At 59.7% G+C, this 7,958-nt stretch carries 4 protein-coding genes; 3 read left to right on the plus strand and 1 reads right to left on the minus strand.

Annotated features, from left to right (window positions below):
* Position 1: 1 nt before the first annotated feature.
* Positions 2–2,227, minus strand: coding sequence for a DUF3141 domain-containing protein (locus AC0L30_RS32655; RefSeq protein ID WP_007601239.1), 2,226 nt, complete (start codon positions 2,225–2,227; stop codon positions 2–4).
* Between the two features lie 266 nt (positions 2,228–2,493).
* Between AC0L30_RS32655 and AC0L30_RS32660 the strand changes: the two genes are divergently transcribed.
* From AC0L30_RS32660 to AC0L30_RS32670, 3 genes are all read left to right on the plus strand, one after another.
* Positions 2,494–3,027 carry a GNAT family N-acetyltransferase gene (locus AC0L30_RS32660; protein WP_473367543.1) on the plus strand — a complete coding sequence of 178 codons (534 nt, stop codon included), beginning with the start codon at positions 2,494–2,496 and terminating at the stop codon, positions 3,025–3,027.
* A 1,529-nt stretch (positions 3,028–4,556) separates the two neighbouring features.
* Complete coding sequence (locus AC0L30_RS32665) at positions 4,557–5,822, plus strand: glycosyltransferase family 2 protein (protein WP_007601236.1); 1,266 nt, start codon at positions 4,557–4,559, stop codon at positions 5,820–5,822.
* Positions 5,819–6,871 carry an HlyD family secretion protein gene (locus AC0L30_RS32670; RefSeq protein ID WP_007601235.1) on the plus strand — a complete coding sequence of 351 codons (1,053 nt, stop codon included), beginning with the start codon at positions 5,819–5,821 and terminating at the stop codon, positions 6,869–6,871. Before AC0L30_RS32665 ends, AC0L30_RS32670 begins: the two co-directional genes overlap by 4 nt.
* Positions 6,872–7,958 lie beyond the last annotated feature (1,087 nt).

Consider the following 7,958-nt stretch of genomic DNA (forward strand, 5'->3'; position numbering starts at 1 on the left):
GTTACGATGCCTTCGCCTTGGGGTCGAAAGGGGCAACGTTCGACGCCCTCCCCGACGTTTCGGCGTCGAGACCGAACAGCTGCGCAACACGCTGCAGGCGGCTGGCGCGCTCGCCTGTGATGTCCTCGCTGGCCGACAGCACCTCGCTCATCGTCGTGAAAGCCGCGCGGCGCTGATTGACATCGTCGGGAAGCAACTTCGGGATAACGGCCAGCGCCGCCTCGCGATCGAGCAGCAGCATGAAGAACTGCTCGCGAACCAGCATCTTAAATTCGGCAAGCGCTAATCGCGCTCCGCTGTTGTCGTGACGAGCCTGACGCAACGCCTCGATGCTGCGTTCATCCACCATTCCTCTCGCCGAGCCGATATAAAGCAGGGCACGGATGGCCGCCTCGCGAAGCCCGCCTTCGCCAATCCTGGATCGGAGCTCGGCGATCCGTTTGTCGAGCATGGCACGGTGTTCGGCCGGCATCTCGCGCCCGCGCGACGGTTCAGCTTTCGGATCTATGCCGACCGCCGCCTGTAGCGCCGGGGAGCCGTAGACGTTGAGGAAGATCGCCTCGCTCATCGCTTCCTGCGAATCGCGCCAGCTGTCCAGCGCATGAACGATCTGCTTAGAGACCTGCTCCTGAAATGCCAGGAACGGATTGTCGTTCGAAACCGGCTTGCGGTTCTCTTCTAGCCCTTCCGCTGCCGATTTCACCGCCGTCATCCATGGATTCTGACTGCTGAAGGCCTCATACTGCGTCCGCAGCGGGTGCAGGTTACGCATCAAATCTGCCGTCTGCGGCGCCACCATGCCCTTGATCCAGGGCTGCACGAACTTGCGATAGGCGGCAAGATTAAGCTCCGAGACGCGTTTGGCCGCGGCAAAGCGCCGCTCGTCCTCAGGCGAATTGCCGCCCATGGCACGAATATCCTCGAGCGTTCGGGCCTCGCAGCGCATCACCCATTGGCCAACAACGAGATCGGAACTGGTGGTTTCCTCGTCCTTGGCTTCGAACGTCGCTTCGTAAAGGCCGGGCGGTAGTACATCGATCAGATCGATGTTGCTGGAAAATTCAGCGTGCTCCTTCTTGGCGACGCCGCCCGAGACGAAGATGCCGAGATGGCCGACGCTCTCGTGAACGGTATAGACGATCGTTTGCCCATAGGCCCTGATGTCATCCACGTCGGCGTAGCATTCGAGGATCCAACCCAGCGCCTGCTGCGGCGGAGTGATGTTGTCGCCCTTGGAGCAGAACACCACGATCGGCGAACTGATGTTGCGCAGGTCTACCTTCTGCCCGTCGGATAGGGTGATATTGCCAGCGGCCAAGTTGTTGCCAACGAAGAGTTCGTCGACAATGAACTGAATCTCCTCGGCGTTGAGATTGACGTGCCCACCCCACCAGCGCTCGAACTCGAGGTAGCGATCGGCTTCGGTATCCACCTTCGAATAGACATTGTACTGCTTGGTCCAGAGCGTGTTCGACGGGTTTTGGCCTTCGAAGTTCTGGACCAGCCAGGCACCATCGAACTTCCCACCGCCGAGATCGCTAACGAGCGCAGTTAGCCAGCTTCCGCCCAGCAGGCCGCCCGAATATCGCATCGGATTTTTACCATGCACGCCGGCCCAGTACGCGAGCGGGGCTCCGGCGATGATCAGTGGACCGAACAGATCCGGCCGAACCGAAGCCAGGATCATGACCGCCCATCCGGCTTGGCAATTGCCTATGACGCAGGGTTTCCCGTCAGCGTCCGGATGGAGACTGATCACCTTTTCGATGAACAGTGCCTCGGCACGCGCGATACGCTCGATCGTCTGGCCCGGCACCGGCTCCGGCAGGAAGCCGATGAAGTAGCAGGGATGTCCCGCCTTCATCGCGACGCCGATCTCGCTGTCGGCCTTGAACCCGCCGATCCCTGGACCGTGCCCGGCGCGTGGATCAATCACGATGAACGGCCGCCGTGTGGAATCGATCTCGACGCCGGCTGGCGGGATAATGCGGACAAGCGCGTAATTGACGGGTTCGTCCAACTTGCGGCCATCAATGATCAGTTCGGCCGCATATTGCAGAACGTGTGGCGCGGTTTGGGCGACGTGCTCCCGATATTGGTCGCCGCGCCGGCGCATCACATCGAGAAAGAGTATGCTCCGTTGCCCCGCATCGACCATGTATTCAACGGCCGAGGCGACGAGACCGGACATCGAACCGCCGGGCGTTCCAGGCACTTCCATCTGCATGCTCCGACCTCAATGTCGTATGAATGCATCCAAAGCCCGCCGCAACTGCAGGCCTTTGATATAGGTCAATGCTGGACGGCGAGTACGCCGACCCAGTCGTGTCACGTCGGTCCTCCCGCCGGAATGTGTCGAGCTGACTGCCGAGATTCAGGCCGCCCGCTTTTTTGCGAGGTCCCTTGATACAAATCAAACGGGCAGCCGACCGCCCCATTCATAGACGAGCCTCAGGCCGACGTGTTTTCCGGCCGCCTGAGCCGAGACCTCGCATGCCGGACATCGCTAAATACAGCGCGACGGAACCCTTGCGGGACGGCAGCACGTCCGAAATCCGAGCGCTGCGGCCGGCCGACGAGACGGCCGTCCTCGACGCGCTGGATCAGACCAGCAAGCAGTCGTTGCAGCGCCGTTTTTTTGGGATCAAGCGTCATTTCTCGGACAAGGAGCGCGCGTTCTTCATGGATGTCGACTTCATGAATCACGTCGCGCTGGTGTGCGAGGTCGGGCAATCCGAGCGTACAATGATTGTCGGAGGCGCTCGATATGTCGTGTTTGAGCCCGGACGAGCCGAGTTGGCGTTCGTCGTCATCGACGCTTGGCAGGGCCGAGGCATCGGCTCCATCTTGATGCGCCACCTTGGCGAGATCGCCTCCAATAACGGATTGCGTGAGCTGACTGCGGAGGTCCTGCCCGAAAACAAGTCAATGCTGGCGGTGCTCGGCAAGTTTGGCTTCAGGCGGGACGGGAACCGCGACCCCCACACGATGCATTTGGCGCTACGCCTGGACAATGAGGGGCGGTGATCAATGAGCGGTAAATGGTTCGGGCCCGCGCGCTCAAACTCAACGCTGGTTCATTGACCACAAGAACTCCAGCAGGATTATGCCGCGAGGTGCATCCGTCGGCGTTACGGAAAGCGTGGGCCGCACGTACGAGCAACGTGTTGCTGTAAGGCCGATCCGAGAATGCCGGACTTACCACCAGAGAACACGCTCTCGCGCATCGCCAAGCCGCGAGTTCTCTCGCGCACGAGCCGTCATGAACCTTGCTGATGTCGCAGTCGAAGAGGCACATTATGAAACCCTTTACTCTGCTGCTCGCTTCAGCATCTATGTTCGCATGCGCTGACGATAGCCACGCAGTCGTGAGAATTGCCAATGACCGCGGTGGCTTGATTCAACGTTACCTTGATCGATATGAGGAGTTGAATGAGACTGGCCAGACTGTGATTATCGATGGCCTCTGCGCGTCCGCCTGCACGATCGTATTAGCAAAGATCCCATCAGATAGAGTTTGCGTGACAGAAAGGGCAAACCTTGCTTTCCACGCAGCTTGGGATCTCAGCGCCGGCGGACGCCATATTACAAATCGAGAAGCTACACGGATGATCTATTCCATGTACCCCGCTCCAGTTCGGAGTTGGATCTCAGGCCGGGGTGGTTTGTCGCCTCACACAATCTTCCTTCGCGGTGCGCAGTTGCAGACGATATTTGCGCGCTGCTATTTGGACTCTGCAGTCTTCTTGCGGTCATAGTCCTAACCCCGCGTCTCGGCCTGCAGCGATGGCCGCATGCAAGTCACTGAAGTCGCTTTGATCTATCTCAATTCTCTGACAGGAGCGGGTATCAGTTTGAGGGAGTCGCGTCCATCGTTCCGCCGCGCCGGCCGGACGGTTGGGCGCTTCCAGGGAGCTCGATATGATCAAATCGCTCGGAATCGCCGCATTCGCCTTCTTCTTCGCAGTATCGGCTCAGGCGATGACGCCTGCCCCGATTGCACAGCCCGAAAGCCTGATTACGGAAGTCGCTGCTGCCTGCGGCGTCGGTAGGACACGTATCAATGGCGTGTGCGTCGCACGGACGACCGTCCGTCAAACCCGTCGGGCGGTCCGCAGATGTGTGAGAGGGACAACGTGCTGATTGCTTGTCCTCAAGGACAATACGCAAAGTGGTTCATCGTGATTAGATTTGGGGAGTACCGACCCCAACGGTACATCGACGCCCCCCACCGGCCTCAGTCTTTCCAGACTGGGGCCGTCTTGCGCCTGAAAGGTTGGACGGACCGGTCACCTTGTGGGTTTCATCGAACCGGGAACAACTCCAACCGCAAAGCTGATGCCGGCACGCCAACAATCAGCCTTCGAGAGCCGGTCATCGTCAACCGACGAAGCCGACGATGCAGATGAATAGCGCAGACACAAAAAGCAAATGTTTACGCAATTTACCCCGCGACCATCAACGCGATGGTCTTCATTTTCCCGTCTGATAATTGCCTTGCGCGCCTTGTTTGGTCGGATGGTGGGAATGGTCCTGTCGTGGCGGAGGTGGCCGGCATGTCCGAAATGATGGAAGTGCTCGCCGGAACGAGTTTATTTCTACTCGCCTTCTCGCTGCTGATATTCGACATCCCCCGCTACACCTTGTCGCTGGTGTCTCTTGCTCTGTTCAGCTCGAAGCGGCGAAGCGTCGGCGGGACGGTTTGCCAGGCGACGGTAAGCGTGATTATCCCGACATTCAACGGCGGCTCCGGGCTTGCTCCTTCGATCAGCTCGCTGCGCCGGCAAACCCTCCGACCTGTCGAAATCATCGTCGTCGACGACGGCTCCACCGACGCAACACGCGCGGTCGCGGAGCGGGCGAAAGCGCAGGGCCTGGTTGACATGGTCATCTGCCATGGGACCCGCTGCGGCCGCAGCGCTGCCATCAACGCTGCAGCACGGTTTGCCCGCGGCGATCTTCTTTTGACCGTAGATGCCGACACTGTCTTCGAACCGAACGCGGTTGAGCGCCTCGCGGCTGCCTTCGACGATCCGCTCGTCGCCGGCGCAAGTTGCAACATCGCGATCAGTAACGAGCGCGACTCGATATGGACAGGACTTCAAAGCGTCGAATACCTGATGTCGATCACCGCGGGGCGGTCGATCCTCGACGTGGTGGATGCGATCGCGTGTCTGTCCGGAGCCTGTTCCATGTATCGCCGGGATATTTTCGCGCAGCAGGGCGGGCTCGACGTCGGCCCGGGAGAGGATATGGAGTACACCTTGCGGCTCCGCAGACTCGGCTATGTCATTCGGTTCGTGTCCGACGCCTGGGCGGAAACAGCCGGCCCCGCAAGCGGCGTAAGTCTATTGCGACAGCGCGCGCGCTGGGATCGCGATGCTCTGCGCATCCGCTTCATGATGTATGGCGAGCTGAGTTTTCGCCATCCGCTGGAGCGTTTACCGGACACGATCCAACGGCTTGACTTCATCGTCTTTGATCTCGTCCCGACGCTCAGCCTGCCGTTCTACTTGGCCTACATTGTGCTGTTGTTCGGCTCGGATGCCGTGCTGTTTCTGTCGGCGGTCTACCTGTTGTTGCTCTGGATCTCGGTCTTCAATATGGCACTTGTGTTCGCCCTGTTCCATCGATCCGTCGGAACGTTTGGCTGGAAGATGGCTCTGATCTTTCCCTTTTACCAGGGTGTCTATCTGAAGTGCGCGCGGTTCTTTTCCTACTCTTCGGAAATCATCTTTGCCTCGTCGCGGAACGATGATTTCGTGCCGCCGCGCGTTCGCCGTGCACTATTCGGCGATCGGACGAAGGAAGTGGCCAAATGACCGTCACCCTAACACGACTCGATCCCCATATCCCCGATCCCATCGAGAGCCGTCGGCGTGCGGCCGGACGGGCCGTCCGCGCCGCCTATGCGACAATCGTATTCGGCATACTCGCATTCTTTGTCGTCTATTTCGGGAGGCCAATTCTTTATCTCGGCGGCCCGGGCAGCGTGTCCTCACCGAGATATTTGGTTTCACTGCCTTACATCGTGCAGATCAACAGCATCACCGTGCTGAGAGGTGCATCGGTCAAGGCCGGCGACGAAATCGGAAGGGTTCGGTCTCCGCAGCACGATGAGATTGTCGCCACCTATATGCGCTCGCTCGCGGACATCGCCGGTCGCAAAGCGGAACTGCGTGTTAAGGCCCGGGTTGCGCGCGAATCTCTCGACGCGGCGCGCTCACATCTGCGGCTTGCTGAGGAAGCTGTCGAACTTATCGCAAACTCATCGGCCGCGAGCCTGAATTACCGCATAGACATGTCCCGGGAGCGCGCCTTGGCGAACAAAGCCGTGGTCTCGCAGGAGGCGGAAGCCGCCGAAGCCAGCACTCAATTGGCCGCTCTCGACGAATTCAGCCGGCAACTCGGTGATCGCCTCGAAAAGGTTGAAAGCAGCTTTGCAGACGGGAGAGTCTTCGCGCCCATAGCTGGCATAGTCGCGAACAATCCTGCGCGCGCCGGCCAATCCCTGGTGGCGGGCACTCCGATTGCAGAAATTCTCGACCCCACGGATGTCTTTGTCGACTGGTACGTTCCTAACGAACGCCTGTCCGATCCAAAAGTCGGCAACGAAGTCTTTGTGCTGTTCGGCAACCGACGAATTCTGGGCAAGATCGCGGAAATCCTCCCGGTGTCAGATGTGTACCCCGGGGCGGGTTCGTCGGCGGCGCGCGAGCGTACCGCCTCGCAAATCGCGCGAATTCGGTTCAACCCAGGCGCTCATCGCCCGGCGCTGAACTCGGCCGTCGACGTTCACATGCACTACACACAACTGAGCGCGCGGATCGCTTCAGTGCTGGTGAGATTATTCGGGCTCGACGAGCTGTGAGAGTGAGCGAGGTGCAGCATGCAGGTCGAAGCGAACCAAACGGGTTGCCCGGCTTGCGGCTCCTCCACGCTAGAATTGTTTCCAGTATTCCACCACATGATGTGCGCCTATGTTGGTCCGGAGTATGACTTCACGCCAAACATCGCGGGATATACGTGCCCGAAGTGCTGCCGGGGCATTGTGCCAGCTGACCCAGCTTGCGAGATCGTGGGGACTAGCGCGCGCTGCACCCGATGTCGGGGTGAGATGGTCATGGCGCCAGAGTGTGCCGGCTAGCGCGTAAGGGTCAGCGGTCCGTCTTGTATGCCGACAGCCCGAAAAGCTATTTCCGGCCGGGGCGTTCATCCATTGGCACAAAGTGCACTGGCCAACCACTGCGCATCTGCTTGTCTAGAGTGCGCCTTGCCGATTCTTTCCAGCCCCCAAGCTTCCAGGATTGGCAAGATCGTACAGGCCCCGGCGCGGCATCAGCTTCGCCGGGGCCACGGACGCGGGGATGGTCCAGGACTATGGACACAGAGACAGATCGGCAACGAGGTTTGGAGTTGGGTCGCCGCTGGGCAGAGCATGCTTCGGCGCACGAGCTTGCCACCATGGTGAGCGGGTCGTTTGATGATCTCAGCGAAATTCTGCCAGCGGACGCATCTGATGAGTTCGTCGGCGGCTTCCGCGAAGGCGTGTTGCACGTCTGCGCGGGGCCTAGGATCTCAGCATAAGGGTGCGGAGATGAGACCAAGCGCCCTTGCCCCCCATCGCGGAAAATTCCAGGCGGCCAGTTGACTGGTCAACATTCCTGACACAACTCAAACGCGCAAATTGCTCAATTTTCCCAACTGTTGCCACGTAAGCACACCGAATTCCAGGCGGCTCAGCTAGCTTCGAGCTGGAATGCGGGACTGCCAAGAAAAGAGCCGGCATCGTTAGGGTGAAACGTGGATGGAGCAAAAAGAATGAAGAAGATTTGGTTGAGTGGCATGGCCTTGCTGGCCGTGAGCATGGCGGCACCCGCGTCAGCGGCTGATCTGGCTGCTAAACCTTATGTCAAGGCCCCGCCCCCGGTGATCGCGCCGATCTATGATTGGACCGG

Source organism: Bradyrhizobium sp. MI1.11 (assembly GCF_055811255.1).

Excerpts from the sequence above, each read along its gene's own strand:
- AC0L30_RS32660 (WP_473367543.1), top strand. The coding sequence starts at position 2,494 with ATGCCGGACATCGCTAAATACAGCGCGACGGAACCCTTGCGGGACGGC.
- AC0L30_RS32655 (WP_007601239.1), bottom strand. The coding sequence starts at position 2,227 with ATGCAGATGGAAGTGCCTGGAACGCCCGGCGGTTCGATGTCCGGTCTC.
- AC0L30_RS32670 (WP_007601235.1), top strand. The coding sequence starts at position 5,819 with ATGACCGTCACCCTAACACGACTCGATCCCCATATCCCCGATCCCATC.
- AC0L30_RS32665 (WP_007601236.1), top strand. The coding sequence starts at position 4,557 with ATGTCCGAAATGATGGAAGTGCTCGCCGGAACGAGTTTATTTCTACTC.